Genomic DNA, 22,926 nt, shown 5'->3' on the forward strand with positions numbered 1-22,926 from the left:
CCTGGTCCTTTTTTTAATAAGACCCCGTGTTAACAAAGGTTGGCCTCGGCCTCAAAATCCCCGGGGGGGGCCCCCTCACCGCCCACCCGGCCGGCCCCCCCTGTGGGCTGGGGCGGGCACGGCCGTAGCGCTTGAGGAGATCTCGTCAGACGTTGAAGCCCAGCGCGCGGAGCTGCTCGCGGCCGTCGTCGGTGATCTTGTCCGGGCCCCACGGAGGCATCCAGACCCAGTTGATCTTCAGTTCGTTGACGATGCCGTCCGTGGCGGACTTCGCCTGGTCCTCGATGACGTCGGTCAGCGGACAGGCCGCGGAGGTCAGCGTCATGTCGATGGTGGCGATATTGGCCTCGTCGACGTGGATGCCGTAGATCAGTCCCAGGTTGACGACATCGATGCCCAGCTCGGGGTCCACGACGTCGTACAGCGCCTCGCGGACCTCCTCCTCGGAGGCAGGCTTCGTGGTGGTCGGGGTGTCGGTCATGCGGTCTTCGCCTCCTCGGAGAGGGCCTTGGCCGTGGCGTCCTTCCAGGCCATCCAACTGAGCAGCGCGCACTTCACACGCGCCGGGTACTTCGAGACACCGGCGAACGCGACCGCGTCCTCCAGCACCTCCTCCATGGCGTCATCCGGCTCGACCTGCCCCTTGGACTGCATCAGCTCCAGGAACGTCTCCTGGATCTTCTGCGCCTCGCCGAGCTCCTTGCCGACCAGGAGGTCGTTGAGCACCGACGCGCTGGCCTGGCTGATGGAGCAGCCCTGGCCCTCGTAGGAGACATCCTCGATCGTCGCGCCGTCGAGCCGCACGCGGAGCGTGATCTCGTCGCCGCACGTGGGGTTGACATGGTGCACCTCCGCGTCGCCGTCCCGAAGACCGCGCCCATGGGGGTGCTTGTAGTGGTCCAGGATGACGTCCTGGTACATGGAATCCAGCTTCACGGCTCAGTCAGTCCTCGTCCTCATCCGCTGTGCTTGATCAACCGGCTGTGTCTGTTTAACCGAAGAAATTGCGGACGTGCTCCAGGCCCTCGACCAAGGCGTCGACCTCGGCCGGCGTGGAGTACAGATAGAACGACGCTCGCGTGGTCGCGGGAATTCCGTAGCGCAGGCAGACCGGCCGTGCGCAGTGGTGGCCCACCCGGACCGCGATGCCCTGCTCGTCCAGCACCTGGCCGACGTCGTGGGGATGGATGTCGCCGAGCGTGAAGGAGATCGTCGCCCCGCGGTCCTCGGCCGTGCTCGGGCCGATGATGCGCAGGTCGGGGACCTCCAGCAGCCGCTTGACGGCGTACTCGGTGATCGCGTGCTCATGCACGGCGATGTTGTCCATGCCGATCGAGGTGAGGTAGTCCACGGCCGCGCCGAGGCCGACGGCCTGGGCGATCGGGGGCGTACCGGCCTCGAACTTGTGCGGCGCGGGCGCATAGGTCGAGGAGTGCATCGAGACGGTCTCGATCATCTCGCCGCCGCCGAGGAACGGCGGGAGGTCCTCCAGCAGCTCCTGGCGGCCCCAGAGGACGCCGATACCGGTCGGGCCGCACATCTTGTGGCCGGTGAAGGCCACGAAGTCGGCCTGGAGCGCCTGCACGTCCAGCACCATGTGCGGGGCGGCCTGCGAGGCGTCGATGCAGACCAGCGCGCCGACCTCCTGGGCGCGGCGGATGATCGTCTCGACCGGGTTGACGGTGCCCATGATGTTGGAGACCAGCGTGAAGGAGACGATCTTCGTCTGCTCCGTGATGACCTCTTCGATGTTGGACAGGTCGAGGCGGCCGTCGTCGGTGATGCCGAACCACTTCAGCTTCGCGCCGGTGCGCTGCGAGAGCAGCTGCCACGGGACGATGTTGGAGTGGTGCTCCATCTCCGTGATGACGATCTCGGTCTCGCGGTCCACCCGGTAGGGCTCATCGGCCCAGCCGAGCATGTTGGCCACGAGGTTGAGCGACTCGGAGGCGTTCTTGGTGAAGATCACCTCGTCGCGGCTCGGCGCGTTGATGAAGGCCGCGACCTTGTCACGGGCGCCTTCGTACAGCGCCGTGGCCTCCTCCGCGAGCACATGCACGCCGCGGTGGACGTTGGCGTTGTGACGTTCGTAGTAGGCGTTCAGGGCGTCGAGGACCTGGCGCGGCTTCTGGGAGGTCGCCGCGTTGTCCAGGTACACGACCTTCTTCCCGTCGTGAACCTGGCGGTCCAGAAGGGGGAAGTCCTTACGGATCGCCTCTGTGTCGAGGAGGCCCGGCAGCTGTGTCACGCGGTTGCGCCACCCTTCGTGTATGCCTCGTAGCCCTCGGCCTCGAGCTTGTCCGCGAGCTCCGCGCCGCCGGACTCGGCGATCCGGCCGTTGGCGAAGACGTGGACGCGGTCGGGCTTGATGTAGCGCAGGATGCGCGTGTAGTGGGTGATCAGCAGGGTGCCGACCTCGCCGGTCTCGCGGACGCGGTTGACGCCCTCGGAGACGGTGCGCAGCGCGTCGACGTCCAGGCCGGAGTCGGTCTCGTCGAGGATCGCGATGGCCGGCTTGAGCAGCTCCAGCTGGAGGATCTCGTGGCGCTTCTTCTCACCGCCGGAGAAGCCCTCGTTGACGTTGCGCTCGGCGAACGAGGGGTCCATCTGGAGGCGCTGCATGGCCTCCTTGACCTCCTTGACCCACAGCCGCAGCTTGGGGGCCTCGCCGCGGATCGCGGTCGCGGAGGTGCGCAGGAAGTTGGAGACCGAGACGCCGGGCACCTCGACCGGGTACTGCATGGCGAGGAAGACGCCGGCCCGCGCGCGCTCGTCGACGGACATCTCCAGGACGTCCTCGCCGTCGAGGGTGACGGTGCCGCCGGTGATCGTGTACTTGGGGTGACCCGCGAGGGAGTAGGCGAGGGTCGACTTGCCGGAGCCATTGGGGCCCATGATGGCGTGCGTCTCGCCCTGCTTCACGGTCAGGTCGACGCCCTTCAGGATCTCGCGCGGGCCGTTCTCGGCCTCGACGGAGACGTGCAGGTCGTGGATCTCAAGCGTTGCCATGGGGAACTCAGGACTCCTGGGTGACGGAGACGAGCACGTCGTCCCCTTCGATCTTTACGGGGTATACGGGGACGGGGCGCGTCGCGGGAAGGCCGTTCGGCTTGCCGGTGCGCAGGTCGAAGCTCGAACCGTGCAGCCAGCACTCGATCGAGCAGTCCTCGACCTCGCCTTCGGAGAGCGAGACGTTCGCATGCGAGCAGATGTCGTTGATCGCGAACACCTCCCCCTCGGTGCGGACGAGGGAAACGGGCGTGCCGTCGAGTTCCACCCGCTTGGGGGTGTCCTCCTCCAGCTCGCTGAGCGCCGCTGCGCGTACGTACGTCATGCCGCGGACGCTTCCAGCTCGGCCTCGATCTTGCTCATCAGACGCTCTTCGACGTCCGGGAGACCGATCTGCTGGACCAGCTCGGCGAAGAAGCCGCGCACGACCAGCCGGCGGGCCTCGTCGGCCGGGATACCGCGGGCCATCAGGTAGAACAGCTGCTCGTCGTCGAAGCGGCCGGTCGCCGAGGCGTGGCCGGCGCCGACGATCTCGCCGGTCTCGATCTCCAGGTTGGGCACCGAGTCGACCCGCGCGCCGTCGGTGAGGACGAGGTTGCGGTTGAGCTCGTAGGTGTCCGTACCGGTCGCCGACGCCTGGATCAGCACGTCACCGATCCATACGGCGTGCGCGTCGTCGCCCTGGAGCGCGCCCTTGTAGACGACGTTCGAGCGGCAGTTGGTCGCCTCGTGGTCGACGAAGAGCCGGTGCTCGTGGTGCTGGCCCTGCTCGGTGAAGTACAGACCGTAGAACTCGGCCTCACCGCCGGGGCCGGCGTAGCTGACGCGCGGGTGCAGCCGGACGAGGTCGCCGCCGAAGGTGACGACCACGGACTTGAAGCTCGCGTCCCGGCCGACCAGGGCGTTGTGCTGGCCCGCGTGCACCGCGTGGTCGTCCCAGTCCTGGACGGAGACGACGGTCAGCTTGGCGCCGTCACCGAGGAGGTAGTCGACGTTGGCGGCGAGCACCGCGTCCCCGGTGTGGTCGATGACCACGACCGCCTCGGCGAACGCGCCGAGCTCGATGACCTGGTGGCCGTAGGCCGTGCCGCCCTCACCGTGGACGGTGATCCGGATCGGCTCGGAGAGCTGCGCCTCCTTGGGAACCGAGATCACCGACGCCTTCTCGAACGAGCTGTACGCCTGGGCGGCGACCCGGTCGACGGGCTTGCCGGCCTTGCCGACCCGCGGGTCGGCGCGGTCGACGAGCTCATGCGTGACGCCCTCGGGCGCGGTGATGTCGATCTTCAGGTCGGGACCGCCGGCCTCGGCGCTGCCGTCGTGCAGGCCCTTCAGGCGCGCGAGGGGCGTGAAGCGCCACTCCTCCTCGCGGCCGTGCGGCACCGGGAAGTCCGCCACGTCGTAGGACGGCGGGGCGCTCATCCGGGTGGCGACGGTGGACTCCGCCGCCACCGCAAGGGAGCCGGTGGTGGTGGAACCCGCCGGGATGTTCTGAGCCTCAGCCATGGCTGTCGTAGTGCTCGCTTTCTGGTTGCGATCCTCGGCCTGCCCGCAGGACGGCCGCCGCGTCGGTCGTTGAGTGTGCCGTGGCCGTCAGCCGACCGCGCCTTCCATCTGGAGCTCGATCAGGCGGTTGAGCTCCAGCGCGTACTCCATCGGCAGCTCACGGGCGATCGGCTCGACGAAGCCGCGGACGATCATCGCCATGGCCTCGTCCTCCGACAGACCGCGCGCCATCAGGTAGAAGAGCTGGTCCTCGCTGACCTTGGAGACGGTCGCCTCGTGGCCCATCGACACGTCGTCCTCGCGGACGTCGACGTAGGGGTAGGTGTCCGAACGGGAGATGGTGTCCACCAGCAGGGCGTCACACAGCACGTTGGACTTGGAGCCCGCGGCGCCCTCGCCGATCTCGACCAGACCGCGGTAGGAGGTCCGGCCGCCGCCTCGCGCCACCGACTTGGAGACGATGTTGGAGGAGGTGTTCGGCGCCATGTGGACCATCTTGGAGCCGGCGTCCTGGTGCTGGCCCTCGCCCGCGAAGGCGATGGACAGGGTCTCGCCCTTGGCGTGCTCGCCCATGAGGTAGACGGCCGGGTACTTCATGGTCACCTTGGAGCCGAGGTTGCCGTCGACCCACTCCATGGTCGCGCCCTCGTAGGCGACGGCGCGCTTGGTGACCAGGTTGTAGACGTTGTTCGACCAGTTCTGGATGGTCGTGTAGCGGCAGCGGCCGCCCTTCTTCACGATGATCTCGACCACCGCGGAGTGCAGCGAGTCCGACTTGTAGATCGGCGCCGTGCAGCCCTCGACGTAGTGGACGTAGGCGTCCTCGTCGACGATGATCAGCGTCCGCTCGAACTGGCCCATGTTCTCGGTGTTGATCCGGAAGTACGCCTGGAGCGGGATGTCGACATGGACACCCTTGGGCACGTAGATGAACGAGCCGCCGGACCACACCGCGCTGTTCAGCGACGCGAACTTGTTGTCGCCGACCGGGATGACCGTGCCGAAGTACTCCTGGAAGAGCTCCGGGTGCTCCTTGAGCGCGGTGTCGGTGTCCAGGAAGATGACGCCCTGCTCCTCCAGGTCCTCACGGATCTGGTGGTAGACGACCTCGGACTCGTACTGCGCGGCGACACCGGCGACCAGGCGCTGCTTCTCCGCCTCGGGGATGCCGAGCTTGTCGTAGGTGTTCTTGATGTCCTCGGGCAGGTCCTCCCAGGAGGCGGCCTGCTGCTCGGTGGAACGGACGAAGTACTTGATGTTGTCGAAGTCGATGCCCGACAGGTCCGAGCCCCAGTTCGGCATGGGCTTCTTGTCGAACAGCTTCAGACCCTTGAGGCGGAGCTTGAGCATCCACTCCGGCTCGTTCTTCTTGTCCGAGATGTCGCGGACGACGGCCTCGGAAAGACCGCGCTTCGCCGAGGCGCCGGCCACGTCGGAGTCGGCCCAGCCGTATTCGTACTTGCCCAGACCCTCGAGCTCAGGGTGAGCAGTCTCCGTGGGGAGCGTCATGCGGGGTTCCTCCCGGCCGTGCTTGCAGATGCTGTGGTGGTCTTACTGGTGCGTGCGGTGCTGTGAGCGGCCTTGCCGGCACCGGCCTTCGGGACGAAGGTCGTACACACCCCGTCGCCATGGGCGATGGTGGCAAGACGCTGTACATGGGTCCCGAGCAATCGGGAGAAGACCTCGGTCTCCGCCTCGCACAGCTGCGGGTACTGCTCGGCGACATGGGCGACCGGGCAGTGGTGCTGGCAGAGCTGTTCACCGAGCTGGGGGTTGGGGGCGCTGCGCGCCGTAGCAGCGTACCCGTCGGCGGTCAACGCCTTCGCAAGGGCCTCGGTACGGGCCTCCGGCTCGGCGGCCTCGACCGCCTCGCGGTAACCCTCGGCCTGCGCGGCGAGGCGCGCGCGGGCGAACGCGGCGACCGCCGCCTCGCCCTTCTCGCCGCCGCCCGCGCTCTGCGCGATCCAGCGCAGCGCGTCGGAGGCGAGCTGGTCGTATGCCTGGTCGAAGGCGTCCCGTCCGCAGTCGGTGAGGGCGAACGCCTTGGCCGGGCGGCCACGGCCACGGGTGCCGTAGACGCGCTTCTCGCGGGGCTCGACGACGCCCTCCGCGGCCAGCGCGTCCAGATGCCGGCGGACGGCCGCCTGGGTCAGCTCCAGGCGCAGGGCGAGCTCGGCGGCGGTGGACGGACCGTGGTCGAGGATGGAGCGGGCGACCCGGTTGCGGGTGCCCTGCTGTTCGTCGTGCGGCGCCGCGGCGTGGGGGGCGGACCCGCGCCGCTCGGTCTTCTCGGGCGCGGAGGCGGCCGGCCCATCGGTCTGCTCGACCGCGGGCCCTTCCTGTTCCTCGCTCGCGTATTTCACAACGCCATTGTTGCGTAATTCGTCAAAGCGATTCAAGCCTCGCCGGAGCACCGAGGGGTGGCCTCTATCACTTAGGGTTACCTAATTCAAGTACCCGGCGGAACGGCGAAAAGCCGGGCCGACCTGCACGGGCGTCCGCCGGCCCGGTAGCGGTGCGGCAAGGGTCGCGGCCCCCGAAATCCGTTCGGCCGCACACCGCCGGATCGGGGAACGAGACCGTTCCGGGCCCTCGCCCCCGTTGAAGCCCGGCCCGCCACTCTCCGTAGACTGCCCGGCATGCCCAGCACCTCCCCGGGGGGCGACCCCCGGCCCCCCGGCCGAGAGCCCGCCGTCGAGATCACCGGCCTGGTCAAGCGCTACGGGACCAAGACCGCCGTGGACGGACTCGACCTGACCGTCGCACGCGGCGCGGTGACCGCCGTGCTCGGCCCGAACGGCGCCGGCAAGACCACCACCATCGAGACCTGCGAGGGCTACCGCCGCCCGGACGCCGGCCGGGTGCGGGTCCTGGGCCTGGACCCGGTCGCCGACGCCGCGGCGCTGCGGCCGCGCATCGGCGTGATGCTCCAGTCCGGCGGCGTCTACGCGGGCGCCCGGGCCGACGAGATGCTGCGGCACACCGCCACCCTGCACGCCCACCCGCTCGACGTCGGCACCCTCATCGACCGGCTCGGCCTGGGCAGCTGCGGCCGGACCCCCTACCGGCGGCTCTCCGGCGGCCAGCAACAACGGCTGGCGCTGGCGATGGCCGTGGTCGGCCGCCCCGAGCTGGTCTTCCTGGACGAGCCGACGGCCGGACTCGACCCGCAGGCCCGGCACGCCACCTGGGACCTCGTACGGGAACTGCGCGCCGACGGCGTCAGCACCGTACTGACCACGCACTTCATGGACGAGGCCGAGCAGCTCGCCGACGATGTCGCGATCATCGACGGCGGCCGGGTGATCGCCCAGGGCAGCCCGGACTCGCTGTGCCGCGGTGGCGCGGAGAACAGCCTGCGCTTCACCGGCCGCCCCGGACTCGACCTCGCCTCGCTCCTGAAGGCGCTGCCCGCGGACAGCGCCGCCACGGAGCCCGCCTCCGGCGTCTACCGCGTCCACGGCAAGGTCAACCCGCAGCTGCTGGCCACCGTCGCCTCCTGGTGCGCCCAGAACGGCGTGATGCCCGACGCGATAGCCGTCGAACGCCACACCCTGGAGGACGTCTTCCTGGAGCTCACGGGCAAGGAGTTGCGCGCATGACCACCACCGAGGCCGGTGGCGTCACCGGCACCTTCAGCCCGCGGCCCGGTGCGGCTCCGCTGCCCCGGATGATCCGCGCACAGGCGGCCCTGGAGACCAGGATGCTGCTGCGCAACGGTGAGCAGCTGCTGCTGACCGTGATCATCCCGACGCTGCTGCTGGTCCTGTTCTCCGCCGTAGACATCATCGCGGTGCCCACCGCCACGGCCGGCGGCGCGGGCGGCTCCGTCGACTTCCTGGCGCCCGGCATCCTGGCGCTCGCCGTGCTGTCCACCGCCTTCACCGGCCAGGCCATCGCGACCGGCTTCGAGCGGCGCTACGGCGTGCTCAAGCGGCTCGCCGTCTCGCCGCTGCCGCGCTGGGGGCTGATGACCGCCAAGACCTGTGCGGTGCTGGTCACCGAGGTCCTCCAGATCACGCTGCTGACGGCGGTCGCGCTCGCCCTGGGCTGGTCCCCGCAGGGCAATCCGCTCGCGGTGGCCGCGCTGCTCCTGCTGGGCACCGCCGCCTTCTCGGGCCTGGGCCTGCTGATGGCCGGCACGCTCAAGGCGGAGGCCACCCTCGCCGCGGCCAACCTGGTGTTCCTGCTGCTGCTGGTCGGCGGCGGCGTGATCGTCCCGCTGGAGAAGTTCCCGGAGGCCGCGCAGAGCGCGCTCGGGCTGCTGCCGATCACGGCGCTGTCCGACGGGCTGCGCGAGGTGCTCCAGCACGGCGCCGGCCTCCCCTGGGCCGACCTCGGCATCCTCGCGGGGTGGGCGGTGCTCGGACTGGGGGCCGCGGCCCGGTTCTTCCGCTGGGAGTGAGCGGCCGGGCACGGCTCGGCCGGGTGGTTCCGTCGCGAACGCACCCCTCGTGAAAGTTTGCACAAGGGGCCGCTTACGATGGCTCCCGTGCCGAACACGCTGAACCCCCTTGAGCTGATCGCCCGCCGCTGGCAGCCGTCCGCGGCCTTCGTACGACGGGCCGCGCTGGCCACCGTTGTGATGGCCGTGATCATCGTCGTCACGGGTGGCGCGGTCCGGCTCTCCCAGTCCGGGCTGGGCTGCTCGACCTGGCCCAAGTGCACGCCGGACAGCCTGACTCCGACTGCCGCGATGGGCATCAACGGCCTCATCGAGTTCGGCAACCGCATGCTGACGTATGTGCTGTGCGCGGTCGTCGGGCTGTTCATCATCGCCGCCCGCGCCCGTCACCCCCGGCGCCGCTCGCTCACCCGGCTCGGCTGGGCGCAGTTCTGGCTCGTCATGAGCAATGCCGTCATCGGCGGTGTCACGGTCCTGACCGGTCTGAACCCGTACATCGTCAGCTCGCACTTCCTCGCGGCCACGGCCCTGCTCACGGTCGCCGTGCTGAGCTGGCAGCGCGCGGGTGAGGGCGACGAGGAGCCGCGCGACCTGGTCGCCCGTCCGGCGCGGCAGCTGGCCTGGCTGCTGGTGGCCGCGACCGGCGCGCTCACCGTCATCGGCACGGTCGTCACCGGCACCGGCCCGCACGCGGGCGACGCCAAGAAGGTCCACCGCATCCCGCTGGACTGGCAGGAGATCACCCAGCTCCACGTCGACTTCGTCTACATCGTCGTCGGCCTGTCCGTCGCCCTGTGGTTCACGCTGCGCGCCGTCAAGGCACCGGCCGCCCCGCGCCGGATGCTCCTGGAGCTGTTCGGCTGTATCGCCGCGCAGGGCGTCATCGGCTACGTCCAGTACTTCACGGGTCTGCCCGAGATCGTCATCGGGCTCCACATGCTGGGCTCGTCCCTGGTGTGGATCTGGGTGCTGCGGGTCTGTCTTTCCCTGCGCGACCGCGGTCCGCTCCTGGAGGAGGACCCCGGCGAGCCCGTCCCCTCCGGCGCGCACGAGGCAGCGGAGCCTCAGGCGGCCTCCGCGCTCAGCCGGTAGACCCGCCGCGCGGTCCCGAACCCCACCGTCTCGGTGATCCGCCGCCCGTCCCCGGGCCCGCACAGGCCCTCGTCGGTCCACTCCCGTACGAGCCGCGTCATGGCCCGTACGAAGCACCGGGCGCCGGTCACATAGAGCTCGGGCAGCCCCCGGGCCCCCGACGAGAACAGCAGCTTGCCGAACGGCGCCCGGCTCAGCGTCTCCTCGGGGCAGGGCCCGGCGTCCGCGTACACATGGGCGTGCACCGCGGCGAGCTGCGCCGCCCGCCGGTGGTGCGGTGCCTCCGGCAGCAGGACCAGGTCCGAGCCGATGCCGGTGGTGGCGCGCAGAAAGGCCGCCAGCGGCTGGGGATCGGGGCAGTGCAACTGCACCGGCAGACCGGTCGCCACCGCGCTCCACAGCAGATGCCGTACGAGCGCGGGCTCCCCGAGCCGCTCCCCGGGCCGGCGGCGGCGCAGCCAGCGGTCCGCGGCCCGCCGCACCTCTCCGGCCTCGGGGGCGCGCCCCTCGCAGTGGGTGGCGCGGGAGGCGAAGGCGGTGGCGTGCTGGGCCGCGGCGTAGAGGGCCTCGGCGGTGTAGCCGATGAAGGAGTCGACGCTGCCGGAGGTGTCGGCGACCTGCTCGGCGAGTGGTTCGAGCCGGACCACCTCGTGGGCGTGGGCCGCGGCGGCGGTGGCGAGTTCGGTGGCCGAGGTCAGATCGCCGGGCGCCCCGGCCGCCAGCAGGAACGTGCCGATCCCGGAGCCGCGCAGCAGCATGCGTCCGGCCCGGTAGGCGCCCATCTCGCGGCGGCGTGCCAGGTAGTGGGCGGGCGGGCAGTGCGGTTCCAGGCCGAGCAGCGGGGGGCACCAGCGGCGTATCGCGAGGCCGGTGAAGCTGTCGAAGTAGCTGGTGCCGGCGGGGGCCGGGCCATGGGCGCCGGCCGCGGCGGCGAGGTGGGTCTCGAAGGAGCCGAGGCCGAGCTCGTCGTGCACCGCGCCGCAGCTGTACTGGTCGATGAGCGGTGGCTGATCTACCTGGAAGGGAAGGCCGTCCATCCGCTTCTCCTCGCCGAGAGCCCGCCGGACGCGGCCGAAGCGCCGCGCCTGGTGGGCTTAACGGACGAGGTGGTGGTGAGGTAGCGGGCTCCGCTTCCGGCGTACGCTCCGGCGCACGGCGCCCGGGTAGCGCGCGTCAGCCGTTGGACGGGCCGCCGACCTGGATGCCCGCCATCCGGGACCACTCGTAGCGGCCGGTGCGGACCTTGGCGGCGAGGTCGCCGTCGAAGTCGTCCTGAAGGGTGATGCCGGACGCGGTGGCGGCGTCCTTGGCGGAGTCGAAGGAGTCCGCGACGAGGTTGCCCCACTCGCCGTTGGCCCCGACGAGGGCGATCCGGACGCGGCCGCGGCCGATGTGCGCGAGCTGGCCCTCGGCGCTGCCGCCGTGGCTGTCGGCGAAGGCGCGGATCTGCTTGGTGAGCCGGGCCGTGCGCCGGCCGGCCCGCTTGTCGGCCGCCGTGCCGGCCGCCGCCTCCACCTGCTCTTCCGCCTGCTGGGTGTCTGCCATACCCAGCATGCTACCCGCGAGTACTGCTTTTGGAGAGGGTGATCCCCCACACCTCTCAGCGCAGGAAGGGGTCCACGGCGACGGCGACGAACAGCAGCGACACATAGGTGATGGACCAGTGGAACAGCCGCATCTCCTTGAGCTTGGCGCCCGTGATGCCGGCCTTCGCGCGGGCCTGGAGACCGTGTGCCTCCTTGAGCCAGAAGGCTCCGCAGGCGAGCGCGACCGCGGTGTAGAACCAGCCGGTGTAGCCCAGCGGCTGGAGCAGCAGCGAGACCGCCACCATCACCCAGCTGTAGGCGACGATCTGCCGGGCGACGACCTTGTTGCCCGCGACGGCCGGCAGCATCGGCACCCCGACGCGCTCGTAGTCGTCCTTGACCTTCATCGACAGCGGCCAGTAATGCGGCGGCGTCCAGAAGAAGATGACGAGGAAGAGGACGAACGAGGCCCAGGAGACGGAGTTCGTCACCGACGACCAGCCGATGAAGACCGGCATGCAGCCGGCGATACCGCCCCAGACGATGTTCTGGCTGGTCCGCCGCTTGAGGATCATCGTGTAAACGACGACGTAGAAGAGCAGCGCACCGAGCGACAGCATCGCCGACAGCGGGTTGACGAGGACCCAGAACCAGGCCGTGGAGCCCACCGCGAGGGCGGTCGCGAAGACCAGGCATTCGCCGGGGCTCACCATGCCGGTGACCAGCGGCCGCTGGGACGTGCGGTCCATCAGCGCGTCGATGTCGCGGTCGAGGTACATGTTGAAGGCCGCGGCGCCGCCGGCGGAGAGGTAGCCGCCGATGCAGGTCGCCAGGACGAGCCACAGATCGGGCACGCCCTTGGCCGCCAGGAACATCACCGGCACCGTGGTCATCAGCAGCAGCTCGATGACCCGTGGCTTGGTCAGCGCCACGAACCCTTTGACGCGGGCCCCGAACGGCCGCTCACCGGGACCGGGACTCCCCGGGACCCGAGAGAGCGCCCCCGCAGGACGGGATTCGACGGCCGTCACGCACACCCCTGGAAGTAACGTCAGCGGCCTCTGCCGCGGAAGAGAAAGGCATGCAAGCCCGTCCGGCGGTGAAGACGCGGTGTAGGGCTTGCGCGTACCACGCCACTTTAGACGCTGGCCATACAGCGATCTTCGCGGGGGTGGGGTCGTGTTGGGCGGCGGGCGGGTGCGCGCGCCCGGCACCTTTCCCCGGCCGTTCGCCCGGCGTTCAGGAGGCGAACCGGACGGCTGCCCGGCAGTCTGGTCGTATGGCTCGCGCAACTGGGACCGGAACGCCAGAAGTCCTGATTTGGTTGCCCAAAGCGACGGGCCGCTGGGCCCGCGCAGCACCGACTGAGCGCCGAAAACACCGACTGAGCGTCGAAAAGACGCACGCACTCGCGGGGGTAGGCTCGACACCGCCTGGCGGACATACCGTCCGCGGCATTCGACATGTGGAGAGGAGCCCTGACTCAGGGTGAGCACCAAGCCGACCACCACAGATCTCGAGTGGACCGAACTGGATCAGCGGGCAGTGGACACCGTCCGTGTCCTGGCCATGGATTCCGTGCAGAAGGTCGGTAACGGCCATCCCGGTACGGCCATGAGCCTGGCGCCGGCCGCCTACCTTCTCTTCCAGAAGCTGATGCGGCACGACCCGGCGGACGCGAACTGGACCGGCCGCGACCGGTTCGTCCTCTCCGCGGGCCACTCCAGCCTGACCCTCTACATCCAGCTCTACCTCGCCGGTTACGGCCTGGAGCTGGCCGACCTGGAGGCGTTCCGCACCTGGGGCTCGAAGACCCCGGGCCACCCCGAGTACGGCCACACCACCGGCGTGGAGACCACCACCGGCCCGCTGGGCCAGGGTGTCGCCAACGCGGTCGGCATGGCGATGGCGGCGCGCTACGAGCGCGGCCTGTTCGACCCCGACGCGGCGCAGGGCACCTCGCCCTTCGACCACACCATCTACTGCATCGCCGGTGACGGCTGCCTCCAGGAGGGCATCTCCGCCGAGGCGTCCTCCCTGGCGGGCCACCAGAAGCTCGGCAACCTCATCCTGCTGTGGGACGACAACCACATCTCCATCGAGGGTGACACCGAGACCGCGGTCTCCGAGGACACCCTCAAGCGCTACGAGGCGTACGGCTGGCACGTCCAGCGCGTCGCGCAGCTGCCCAACGGCGACCTGGACCCGGCGGGTCTCGCCAAGGCCCTGGAGGCCGCCAAGGCGGAGACCGGGCGGCCGTCGTTCATCGCGATGCGCTCGATCATCGCCTGGCCCGCCCCGAACGCCCAGAACACCGAGGCCGCGCACGGCTCGGCGCTGGGTGACGAGGAAGTCGCGGCCACCAAGCGGGTCCTGGGCTTCGACCCGGAGAAGTCCTTCGACGTCGCCGACGAGGTGCTCGCGCACACCCGCGCCGCCCTCGACCGCGGCCGCGACGCCAAGAAGGAGTGGGAGAAGTCGTTCGCCGACTGGCGCGCCGCCAACCCGCAGCGGGCCGCGGAATTCGACCGGATCGCGGCGGGCGAGCTGCCCGCGGGCTGGGAGGACCACCTCCCCACGTTCGAGACCGGTAAGTCCGTGGCCACGCGTGCCGCGTCCGGCAAGGTGCTCCAGGCGCTCGGCGGGGTCATCCCCGAGCTGTGGGGCGGCTCCGCCGACCTCGCGGGCTCGAACAACACCACGATCGACAAGACCTCGTCGTTCCTGCCCGAGGGCAACCCGCTGCCGGGTGCCAACCCCTACGGCCGCACGATCCACTTCGGCATCCGTGAGCACTCCATGGCCGCGGAGATGAACGGCATCGCGCTGCACGGCAACACCCGCATCTACGGCGGCACCTTCCTGGTGTTCTCCGACTACATGCGCAACGCCGTCCGGCTGTCCGCGCTGATGCACCTGCCGGTGACGTACGTGTGGACGCACGACTCCATCGGTCTGGGCGAGGACGGCCCGACCCACCAGCCCATCGAGCACCTCGCCTCGCTGCGCGCCATCCCGGGCCTGAACATCGTGCGCCCGGCCGACGCCAACGAGACCGCGATCGCCTGGCGCGAGATCCTCCGGCGCTACACCAAGGAGTACGGCGTGGGGGCCCCGCACGGCCTCGCGCTGACCCGTCAGGGCGTGCCGACGTACCCCGCCAACGAGGCCACCGCCAAGGGTGGTTACGTGCTCTTCGACGCCGCCGGCCCCGAGGGGCAGGACGCCGCGCCGCAGGTCGTGCTGATCGGCACCGGCTCCGAGGTGCAGCTCGCCGTCGAGGCGCGCGAGCAGCTCCAGGCCGAGGGCATTCCCACCCGCGTGGTGTCGATGCCGTCCGTCGAGTGGTTCGACCAGCAGGACCAGGACTACCGCGACAGTGTGCTGCCCCCGTCCGTCCGGGCCCGGGTCGCCGTCGAGGCCGGCATCGGGCTGACCTGGCACCGCTTCGTCGGTGACGCCGGGCGCATCGTCTCCCTGGAGCACTTCGGTGCCTCGGCCGACGGCAAGGTCCTCTTCCGCGAGTTCGGCTTCACCGCCGACGCGGTGGCCGCCGCCGCCCGGGAATCGCTCGAAGCCGCCGCGCGCTGACGCCCGTACACGACAAGTAGGAGATGCAGAACCCATGACAGACGCACTCAAGCGCCTCTCCGACGAAGGCGTCGCGATCTGGCTGGACGACCTGTCGCGCCAGCGCATCACGTCCGGCAACCTCGCCGAGCTGATCGACCAGCAGCACGTCGTCGGTGTCACGACCAACCCTTCGATCTTCCAGAAGGCCATCTCGGACGGCCACGGCTACGACCAGCAGGTCGCCGACCTCGCCGCCCGTAAGGTCACCGTCGAGGAAGCCATTCGCATGATCACGACGGCGGACGTCCGGGACGCCGCCGACATCCTGCGGCCGGTCTTCGACGCCACCGGCGGCCAGGACGGCCGGGTCTCCATCGAGGTCGACCCGCGCCTGGCGCACCACACCACCCCGACCATCGCCGAGGCCAAGCAGCTGGCGTGGCTGGTGGACCGCCCGAACACGCTGATCAAGATCCCGGCCACCAAGGCGGGTCTGCCGGCGATCACCGAGGTCATCGGCCTGGGCATCAGCGTCAATGTCACGCTGATCTTCTCGCTGGAGCGTTACCGCGAGGTCATGGACGCCTACCTCGCGGGCCTGGAGAAGGCCAAGGCCGCGGGCCTGGACCTGTCGCTGATCCGTTCGGTGGCATCGTTCTTCGTGTCCCGTGTGGACTCCGAGATCGACAAGCGCCTGGAGAAGATCGGCACGGACGAGGCCAAGGCCCTCAAGGGCAAGGCCGCGCTGGCGAACGCCCGGCTCGCCTACGAGGCTTACGAGGAGGTCTTCTCCTCGGAGCGCTGGGCCGCTCTCGACAAGGCCGGCGCCAACAAGCAGCGTCCGCTGTGGGCCTCGACCGGCGTCAAGGACCCCGCGTACAAGGACACCCTGTACGTGGACGAGCTGGTCGCGCCGGGCACGGTCAACACCATGCCGGAGGCCACCCTGGAGGCCACCGGCGACCACGGTCGGATCACCGGTGACACCGTCCGCGGCGGCTACGACGCGGCCCGGGCCGACCTGGCCGCGATCGCCGGACTCGGGGTGTCGTACGACGAGGTCGTCCAGCTCCTGGAGGACGAGGGCGTGGAGAAGTTCGAGGCGTCCTGGAACGACCTGCTCAAGTCCACGGAGGCGGAGCTCAAGCGCCTCGCTCCCTCGGAGGGCTGATCTCCCTTGACTGATTCCCACGGAGCCAACCCGCTCCGTGACGCCCTGGACCGACGGCTCCCGCGCATCGCGGGGCCGTCGGGCCTGGTCATTTTTGGCGTCACGGGCGATTTGTCCCGTAAAAAGCTGATGCCCGCCGTCTACGACCTCGCCAACCGGGGGCTGCTGCCACCGGGCTTCTCGCTGGTCGGGTTCGCCCGTCGCGAGTGGGAGCACGAGGACTTCGCGCAGGAGGTCTACGCGGCGGTCAAGGAGCACTCCCGTACGCCGTTCCGCGAGGAGGTCTGGCAGCAGCTGGTCCAGGGCTGCCGCTTCGTCCAGGGCAACTTCGACGACGACGAGGCGTTCGAGACGCTCAAGGAGACGATAAACGAGCTCGACAAGGCGCAGGGCACCGGCGGCAACTTCGCCTTCTACCTGTCCGTGCCGCCGAAGTTCTTCCCCAAGGTCGTCCAGCAGCTGAAGAAGCACGGGCTGGCCGACCAGAAGGAGGACTCCTGGCGCCGCGCGGTCATCGAGAAGCCCTTCGGACACAACCTGGAGAGCGCCCAGGAGCTCAACCGGATCGTCCACGAGGTCTTCCCGCCGCACGAGGTCTTCCGGATCGACCACTACCTGGGCAAGGAGACGGTCCAGAACATCCTGGCGCTGCGGTTCGCCAACACGATGTTCGAGCCGCTGTGGAACCGCAGCTATGTCGACCACGTGCAGATCACGATGGCCGAGGACATCGGCATCGGCGGCCGGGCCGGCTACTACGACGGCATCGGCGCCGCCCGTGACGTCATCCAGAACCACCTCCTCCAGCTGCTCGCGCTGACCGCGATGGAGGAGCCCGCCTCCTTCGAGGCGGACGCGCTGGTCGCCGAGAAGACCAAGGTGCTGGGCGCGGTCCGGCTGCCCAAGGAGCTCGGCAAGGAGACCGTCCGCGGGCAGTACGCGGCGGGCTGGCAGGGCGGCGAGAAGGCCGTCGGCTACCTCCAGGAAGACGGTATCGACCCCAAGTCGAAGACCGACACCTACGCCGCGATCAAGCTGTCGATCGACAACCGCCGCTGGGCGGGCGTCCCCTTCTACCTGCGCACCGGCAAGCGCCTGGGCCGCCGGGTCACCGAGATCGCGGTGGTCTTCCAGCGCGCTCCGCACTCCCCCTTCGACCACACCGCCACCGAGGAGCTGGGGCAGAACGCCCTGGTCATCCGGGTGCAGCCGGACGAGGGCGTGACCGTGCGGTTCGGCTCCAAGGTGCCGGGCACCTCGATGGAGGTGCGCGATGTGTCGATGGACTTCGCGTACGGCGAGTCCTTCACGGAGTCCAGCCCCGAGGCGTACGAGCGGCTGATCCTCGATGTGCTGCTCGGCGACGCCAACCTCTTCCCGCGACTGGAGGAGGTGGAGCAGTCCTGGCGGATCCTCGACCCGATCGAGGAGTACTGGGACCGGCACGGCAAGCCCGCGCAGTACCCGGCGGGCACCTGGGGCCCGGCCGAGGCGGACGAAATGCTCGCACGAGACGGACGGAGCTGGCGTCGGCCATGAAGATCGATCTGACGGAAACCACCTCCAGCAAGATCAACAAAGCCCTGGTGGAGGGCCGCCGCGCGGTGGGCACTCCCACCAGCGGCATGGTGCTCACCCTCGTCATCGTCACCGACGAGGAGAACGCCTATGACGCCCTGAAGGCGGCCAACGAGGCGTCCCGTGAGCACCCCTCGCGCACCCTCGTCGTCATCAAGCGGGTCAGCCGGTCGCCGCGCGACCGCGCCAAGGCCCGTCTGGACGCCGAGGTGCGGGTCGGCACGGAGGCCGGCACCGGCGAGACGGTGCTGCTGCGGCTGTACGGCGAGGTCATCGACCACGCCCAGTCCGTGGTGCTGCCGCTGCTGCTGCCGGACGCCCCGGTCGTCGTCTGGTGGGCGGTGAACGCCCCGGCGGCCCCCGCACAGGACCCGCTCGGTGCGCTGGCCCAGCGCCGGGTCACCGACGCCTACGCCGCCGAGCAGCCCATTCATGAGCTGTCCGCCCGCGCGGAGACCTACATTCCGGGCGACACGGATCTGTCCTGGACCCGGATAACGCCTTGGCGCTCGATGCTGGCGGCGGCGCTCGACCAGGCTCCGTGCACGGTCACCTCGGCCGAGGTGACCGGCGAGGAGTTCAACCCCAGCTGCGAGCTGCTCGCCATGTGGCTGGCCGACCGGCTGAACGTCCCGGTCACCCGCAAGGTGTCCGACGGCCCCGGTCTGACGGCCGTCCGGATGGAGTCCAGCATCGGCGCGATCGTGCTGGACCGCCCGGACGGCTCGCTGGCCACGCTCTCGATGCACGGCCAGCCCGACCGGGCGGTGGCGCTCAAGCGGCGGGAGACCTCCGAGCTGCTCGCCGAGGAGCTGCGCCGGCTCGACCCGGACGAGATCTACGCCCGGGCGCTGAAGTTCGGCGTGGACCGGCTCGGTCACGGCAACGGCGGGCAGCCGGCGGACGGGCAGCAGCCGGCCGCCGGGGAGAAGACGTCGGACGGGGAGAAGGCGTCGGACGGGAGCGGCCAGGCCAAGCCCGCGGCGAAGAAGGCCGCGAAGAAGGCGGCCGCCAAGTGAGTGCTCCGCAGGTCGTCGTGCACCGCGACAAGGAGCTGATGGCCAAGGCCGCGGCGGCCCGGCTGATCACGAAGATCGTGGACGCCCAGACCGCCCGCGGCTCCGCCTCCGTGGTCCTGACCGGCGGGCGCAACGGCAACGGGCTGCTCGCGGCCCTCGCCGAGGCGCCCGCCCGGGACGCGGTGGACTGGTCCCGGCTCGATCTGTGGTGGGGCGACGAGCGGTTCGCACCGGACGGCGATCCGGAGCGCAACCACACCCAGGCCCGGGAGGTGCTGCTGGACAGCGTCCCGCTGGACCCGGCCCGGGTGCACCCCATGCCCCCGTCGGACGGCCCGTACGGCCATGACGCCGACGCCGCCGCCGAGGCGTACGCGGCCGAACTCGCCGCCGCCGCGGGACCCGAGGACCACGGCCCGGTGCCGTCCTTCGACGTCCTGCTGCTGGGCGTCGGCCCGGACACCCATGTCGCCTCACTCTTCCCGGAGCTGCCCGCGGTGTACGAGACGGAGCGGACGGTGGTCGGGGTGCACGGCGCGCCCAAGCCGCCGCCCACCCGGGTCTCGCTGACCCTGCCCGCGATTCGTGCGGCGCGGGAGGTCTGGCTGCTGGCGGCCGGCGAGGACAAGGCCAATGCCGCGGCCATCGCCCTCTCCGGTGCCGGTGAGGTCCAGGCCCCGGCGGCCGGCGCACGGGGCCGCAGCCGGACCCTGTGGCTGCTGGACGAGGCGGCGGCGTCCCAGCTGCCGCGCGATCTCTACCCGCCGGCTTCGGCCTGAGGATCACCGCAGCAAGACCGTAGGCCCCGCGCCCCGAAGGGTGCGGGGCCTACGGCGTCAGTGCGACGGCCCTGCGGCGGTCCCGGGGATCAACGCCCGCGCAGCTCCCGGTACTTGGCGACCAGACCGGCCGTGGAGGCATCCAGCCCCGGCACCTCGGCGCCCTCGGTCAGGGCCGGTTCGACGCGCTTGGCGAGCACCTTGCCGAGCTCCACGCCCCACTGGTCGAAGGAGTCGATGTTCCACACCGCGCCCTGGACGAACACCTTGTGCTCATAGAGCGCGATCAACTGGCCCAGCACGGAAGGGCTGAGCTCGCCAGCCAGGATGGTGGTGGTGGGGCGGTTGCCCGGGAACGTCTTGTGCGGCACCAGTTCCTCGGCCACGCCCTCGGCGCGCACCTCGTCCGGCGTCTTGCCGAAGGCCAGCGCCTGGCCCTGGGCGAAGAGATTGGCCATCAGCAGGTCGTGCTGGGCGACCAGGCCCGGCTGGAGGTCGGCGACCGGCTCGGCGAAGCCGAGCAGATCGGCCGGGATCATCTTCGTGCCCTGGTGCAGGAGCTGGTAGTAGGCGTGCTGACCGTTCGTGCCGGGCGTGCCCCAGACGACCGGCCCCGTCTGCCATCCGACCCGGTTGCCCTCGCGGTCCACGGACTTGCCGTTGGACTCCATGTCCAGCTGCTGGAGATAGGCGGTGAACTTGGAGAGGTAGTGGCTGTAGGGCAGCACGGCATGCGACTGGGCGTCCCAGAAGTTGCCGTACCAGATACCGAGCAGCCCCAGCAGCAGCGGGGCGTTCTCCTCCGGCGGGGCGGTGCGGAAGTGCTCGTCGACGAGGTGGAAGCCGGCCAGCATCTCGCGGAAGCGCTCCGGGCCGATCGCGATCATCAGCGACAGGCCGATCGCGGAGTCGAAGGAGTAACGGCCGCCGACCCAGTCCCAGAACTCGAACATGTTGTCCGTGTCGATGCCGAACTCCGTCACCTTCTCGGCGTTGGTCGACAGCGCCACGAAGTGCTTGGCGACGGCCTCTCCCCCGGCGCCCAGACCGGTCAGCAGCCAGTCGCGGGCCGAGGTGGCGTTGGTGATCGTCTCGATGGTGGTGAAGGTCTTCGAGGCGATGATGAACAGCGTCTCGGCCGGGTCCAGATCGCGGACCGCCTCGTGCAGATCGGCGCCGTCCACATTGGAGACGAAGCGGAACTGCATGTCCCGGTGGGTGTAGGCGCGCAGCGCCTCGTACGCCATCGCCGGGCCCAGGTCCGAGCCGCCGATACCGATGTTGACGACGGTCTTGATGCGCTTGCCGGTGTGGCCCTTCCAGTCGCCGGAGCGGACCCGGTCGCAGAAGATGCCCATCTTCGTCAGGACGTGCTGCACGCCGGGGGTGACGTTCTCGCCGTCGCTCATGATGACCGCCGAGCCGGGCGCGCGCAGCGCGACGTGCAGCACGGACCGCCGCTCGGTGATGTTGATCTTCTCGCCGCGGAACATCGCGTCCCGCAGCTCGGCCACGCCGGCCGCCGCGGCCAGCTCGCGCAGCAGCCCCAGCGTCTCGTCGGTGACCAGGTGCTTGGAGTAGTCCAGGTGCAGATCGCCGACCTGGAGGGTGTAGCGCTCGGCGCGCGCCGGGTCGCGCTCGAACAGCTCGCGCAGATGCACCTGCGCCAGTTGCTCCCGGTGCTTGCCCAGCGCCGTCCACTCAGGCATCTGATCGAGCCTGCTGCGGCCTTCTGCGTTCATCTCGGACATCAGCCTTCTTCATCTCGTACCGGCCCCGCCATCTCCCAACCTAATTGATCAGCGTCCGGTAGGAGGTATCTGTCCGCTGTCGGACGGGGCACCGTCGGCCGTCTGAAGAACGGGTGTCAGCGCGACCGTGCCCAGGGCCAGCAGGGCGGCGGCCAGCAGCGCGGGGGCGTTGGGCCCGAAGGCCGTGGCGGCCGCACCGCCGCACAGCGCGCCGAGCGGTGTCCCGGCGACGGAGACCGTACGGAAGGCGGAGCTGATCCTGCCGAGCATCCCGGCCGGGCTGCGCTGCTGCACGGCCGTCGTCTCCAGGACGTTCCACACCATCCCGGCGAAGCCGAACAGACCCAGGAGCAGCGCCGCGAGCCAGACCGAGCGCAGCGTCCCGAAGCCCACCAGGGTCACGGCCTGGAGCACCCCGGCGAGCAGCAGGGTGCGGCCGGTGCCGCCGGCCACGGCGACCGTACGGACCGCGAGGAGCCCGCCCAGGACCATCCCGATGCCGTAGCCGGTGGTCACGACGACGTAGCCGAAGTCCCCGGCGCCCAGCCAGCCCTTGACGACCACCACCAGGGTCGCGATCAGCGCACCGATGCCGACATTGCCCAGCGCCACCGACACACAGAACGCGCGCAGCACCCGGTCGCGCCACAACTGCCGTATCCCCGCGGCGATTTCGCGCCGGACGGTGCGCCCGGAGGTGGCCGGCCGCCCGGCCGGAGGGCCGGTGCGCAGGGAGGCGACGAGGGCGGCCGCGACGAGGTAGGTGGCCGCGTCGGCCAGAAACGGGAGTGCGGCACCGAGCGCGATCAGCACCGGGGCCAGCGGTCCGCCGACGAACCGGCCGGCCAGCTCCTGACCGGTCATCAGCCGGGCGTTGGCGGCGGCCAGTCGCTCCTTGGGCACCACCGCGGGCAGCAGGGCCGTGGCGGCGTTGTCGAACAGGGTCTGGAGGGTGGTGAGCGCGAAGGACAGCGCGAGCAGCAGCCCGATGCCCGCCCGGTCGAGCGCCACGGCCACGGCGAAGCCGGCCATCAGCAGCCCGCGCAGCACATCCACCGCCCACATCGCCCGCCGCTGGTCCACCTGGTCGGCGACCGCGCCGCCCAGCAGCCCGAAGAGCAGCCAGGGGACGAAGCCGCAGGCGGTGACGAGCGAGATCAGCAGCGGCGAATCGGTCAGGGTGTAGGCGAGCAGCGGCAGCGCCGTGCCGCGCAGGGCGTCACCGAAGCGGGAGACGGCGGCGGCGCCCCACAGCCGGCCGAAGCCGCCGCGCGGGGCGAGCGCGCCCGCCCCTGTCGTGTGCCCCGCTCCGGTGTCCGGCCCGGTGTCCGTCCCGCTGTCCGCCATGCCGCCCCCCGTCCGCATCGTGCGCGTACGGAAAACGGTAGGGGCAGCCACTGACAATGGCCCTCGGGCGACTTCCCCATCCGCTACCTCAGATGCGGGCCCGTGGAGCGCGCGACGGCTCGTGCGGGCGCACGGACGCGGCCGGCCCGGCCGGAAGGGGTGTGTCCCTC

21 protein-coding genes are annotated in these 22,926 nt (G+C 70.4%); 8 read left to right on the forward strand and 13 right to left on the reverse strand.

What is annotated here, in order from left to right:
* Window positions 1–145 precede the first annotated feature (145 nt).
* The 8 genes from ACFWJW_RS35935 to ACFWJW_RS35970 all read right to left on the reverse strand — a co-directional run bounded on the left by ACFWJW_RS35935 (window position 146) and on the right by ACFWJW_RS35970 (window position 6,878).
* Window positions 146–481, reverse strand: coding sequence for a metal-sulfur cluster assembly factor (locus ACFWJW_RS35935; RefSeq protein WP_018091854.1), 336 nt, complete (start codon window positions 479–481; stop codon window positions 146–148).
* A complete protein-coding gene (gene sufU, locus ACFWJW_RS35940) occupies window positions 478–936 on the reverse strand; it encodes a Fe-S cluster assembly sulfur transfer protein SufU (RefSeq protein WP_030411905.1) in 459 nt (152 codons plus the stop codon). Before sufU ends, ACFWJW_RS35935 begins: the two co-directional genes overlap by 4 nt.
* A 55-nt stretch (window positions 937–991) precedes the next feature.
* Window positions 992–2,248 carry a cysteine desulfurase gene (locus ACFWJW_RS35945; protein ID WP_042161682.1) on the reverse strand — a complete coding sequence of 419 codons (1,257 nt, stop codon included), beginning with the start codon at window positions 2,246–2,248 and terminating at the stop codon, window positions 992–994.
* Window positions 2,245–3,009 (reverse strand): Fe-S cluster assembly ATPase SufC, encoded by a 765-nt coding sequence (gene sufC / locus ACFWJW_RS35950; RefSeq protein WP_387249150.1) that lies wholly within the window; start codon window positions 3,007–3,009, stop codon window positions 2,245–2,247. The genes ACFWJW_RS35945 and sufC overlap by 4 nt, the downstream gene beginning before the upstream one ends.
* A gap of 7 nt (window positions 3,010–3,016) precedes the next feature.
* Window positions 3,017–3,334 (reverse strand): non-heme iron oxygenase ferredoxin subunit, encoded by a 318-nt coding sequence (locus ACFWJW_RS35955; protein WP_018091858.1) that lies wholly within the window; start codon window positions 3,332–3,334, stop codon window positions 3,017–3,019.
* Window positions 3,331–4,515: a Fe-S cluster assembly protein SufD gene (gene sufD / locus ACFWJW_RS35960; protein ID WP_387249152.1), complete on the reverse strand. Its 1,185-nt coding sequence runs from the start codon at window positions 4,513–4,515 to the stop codon at window positions 3,331–3,333. Before sufD ends, ACFWJW_RS35955 begins: the two co-directional genes overlap by 4 nt.
* 87 nt (window positions 4,516–4,602) lie before the next feature.
* Window positions 4,603–6,024 carry a Fe-S cluster assembly protein SufB gene (gene sufB / locus ACFWJW_RS35965; RefSeq protein ID WP_387249154.1) on the reverse strand — a complete coding sequence of 474 codons (1,422 nt, stop codon included), beginning with the start codon at window positions 6,022–6,024 and terminating at the stop codon, window positions 4,603–4,605.
* Complete coding sequence (locus ACFWJW_RS35970; protein WP_387249155.1) at window positions 6,021–6,878, reverse strand: helix-turn-helix transcriptional regulator; 858 nt, start codon at window positions 6,876–6,878, stop codon at window positions 6,021–6,023. Before ACFWJW_RS35970 ends, sufB begins: the two co-directional genes overlap by 4 nt.
* 276 nt (window positions 6,879–7,154) lie before the next feature.
* Between ACFWJW_RS35970 and ACFWJW_RS35975 the strand changes: the two genes are divergently transcribed.
* From ACFWJW_RS35975 to ACFWJW_RS35985, 3 genes are all read left to right on the forward strand, one after another.
* Entirely contained in the window at window positions 7,155–8,117 is a 963-nt protein-coding gene (locus tag ACFWJW_RS35975; RefSeq protein WP_387249157.1) for an ABC transporter ATP-binding protein, read from the forward strand.
* Entirely contained in the window at window positions 8,114–8,920 is an 807-nt protein-coding gene (locus ACFWJW_RS35980; RefSeq protein WP_387249159.1) for an ABC transporter permease, read from the forward strand. The genes ACFWJW_RS35975 and ACFWJW_RS35980 overlap by 4 nt, the downstream gene beginning before the upstream one ends.
* Before the next feature lie 87 nt (window positions 8,921–9,007).
* Entirely contained in the window at window positions 9,008–10,012 is a 1,005-nt protein-coding gene (locus tag ACFWJW_RS35985) for a heme A synthase (protein WP_387249161.1), read from the forward strand.
* On the opposite strand, the gene ACFWJW_RS35990 is transcribed toward ACFWJW_RS35985, so the two are convergent.
* The 3 genes from ACFWJW_RS35990 to ACFWJW_RS36000 form a co-directional block, all read right to left on the reverse strand.
* A complete protein-coding gene (locus tag ACFWJW_RS35990; protein ID WP_387249163.1) occupies window positions 9,985–11,049 on the reverse strand; it encodes an amidohydrolase in 1,065 nt (354 codons plus the stop codon). The two genes, ACFWJW_RS35985 and ACFWJW_RS35990, sit on opposite strands and share 28 nt — an antisense overlap.
* 136 nt (window positions 11,050–11,185) lie before the next feature.
* Window positions 11,186–11,566: a hypothetical protein gene (locus tag ACFWJW_RS35995; protein WP_387249165.1), complete on the reverse strand. Its 381-nt coding sequence runs from the start codon at window positions 11,564–11,566 to the stop codon at window positions 11,186–11,188.
* Window positions 11,567–11,612: 46 nt separating this feature from the next.
* Window positions 11,613–12,575 carry a heme o synthase gene (locus ACFWJW_RS36000; RefSeq protein ID WP_387249167.1) on the reverse strand — a complete coding sequence of 321 codons (963 nt, stop codon included), beginning with the start codon at window positions 12,573–12,575 and terminating at the stop codon, window positions 11,613–11,615.
* Window positions 12,576–13,026: 451 nt separating this feature from the next.
* Between ACFWJW_RS36000 and tkt the strand changes: the two genes are divergently transcribed.
* From tkt to pgl, 5 genes are read left to right on the forward strand one after another with little or no spacing between them, the layout of a single operon-like run.
* Entirely contained in the window at window positions 13,027–15,129 is a 2,103-nt protein-coding gene (tkt, locus tag ACFWJW_RS36005) for a transketolase (RefSeq protein ID WP_387249168.1), read from the forward strand.
* 34 nt (window positions 15,130–15,163) lie between these two features.
* Window positions 15,164–16,282, forward strand: a complete 1,119-nt coding sequence (tal, locus tag ACFWJW_RS36010; RefSeq protein WP_387249170.1) for a transaldolase — start codon at window positions 15,164–15,166, stop codon at window positions 16,280–16,282.
* Between the two features lie 6 nt (window positions 16,283–16,288).
* On the forward strand, window positions 16,289–17,821 hold the full coding sequence (gene zwf, locus ACFWJW_RS36015; RefSeq protein WP_387249172.1) for a glucose-6-phosphate dehydrogenase: 1,533 nt from the start codon (window positions 16,289–16,291) through the stop codon (window positions 17,819–17,821).
* Window positions 17,818–18,879: a glucose-6-phosphate dehydrogenase assembly protein OpcA gene (gene opcA / locus ACFWJW_RS36020; RefSeq protein WP_387249174.1), complete on the forward strand. Its 1,062-nt coding sequence runs from the start codon at window positions 17,818–17,820 to the stop codon at window positions 18,877–18,879. The genes zwf and opcA overlap by 4 nt, the downstream gene beginning before the upstream one ends.
* Window positions 18,876–19,658: a 6-phosphogluconolactonase gene (gene pgl / locus ACFWJW_RS36025; RefSeq protein WP_387249176.1), complete on the forward strand. Its 783-nt coding sequence runs from the start codon at window positions 18,876–18,878 to the stop codon at window positions 19,656–19,658. The genes opcA and pgl overlap by 4 nt, the downstream gene beginning before the upstream one ends.
* 89 nt (window positions 19,659–19,747) lie before the next feature.
* Here pgl and pgi read toward each other — a convergent pair whose 3' ends face one another.
* Window positions 19,748–21,400, reverse strand: a complete 1,653-nt coding sequence (gene pgi, locus ACFWJW_RS36030) for a glucose-6-phosphate isomerase (protein WP_387249180.1) — start codon at window positions 21,398–21,400, stop codon at window positions 19,748–19,750.
* Between the two features lie 57 nt (window positions 21,401–21,457).
* The gene (locus ACFWJW_RS36035) at window positions 21,458–22,756 is read right to left on the reverse strand and encodes an MFS transporter (protein WP_387249178.1); all 1,299 of its coding nucleotides are present in this window, start codon (window positions 22,754–22,756) and stop codon (window positions 21,458–21,460) included.
* Between the last annotated feature and the right edge of the window lie 170 nt (window positions 22,757–22,926).

Origin of the sequence: Streptomyces sp. NPDC127097 (assembly GCF_042724075.1) — a bacterium.
Classification (GTDB): Bacteria; Actinomycetota; Actinomycetes; order Streptomycetales; family Streptomycetaceae; genus Streptomyces.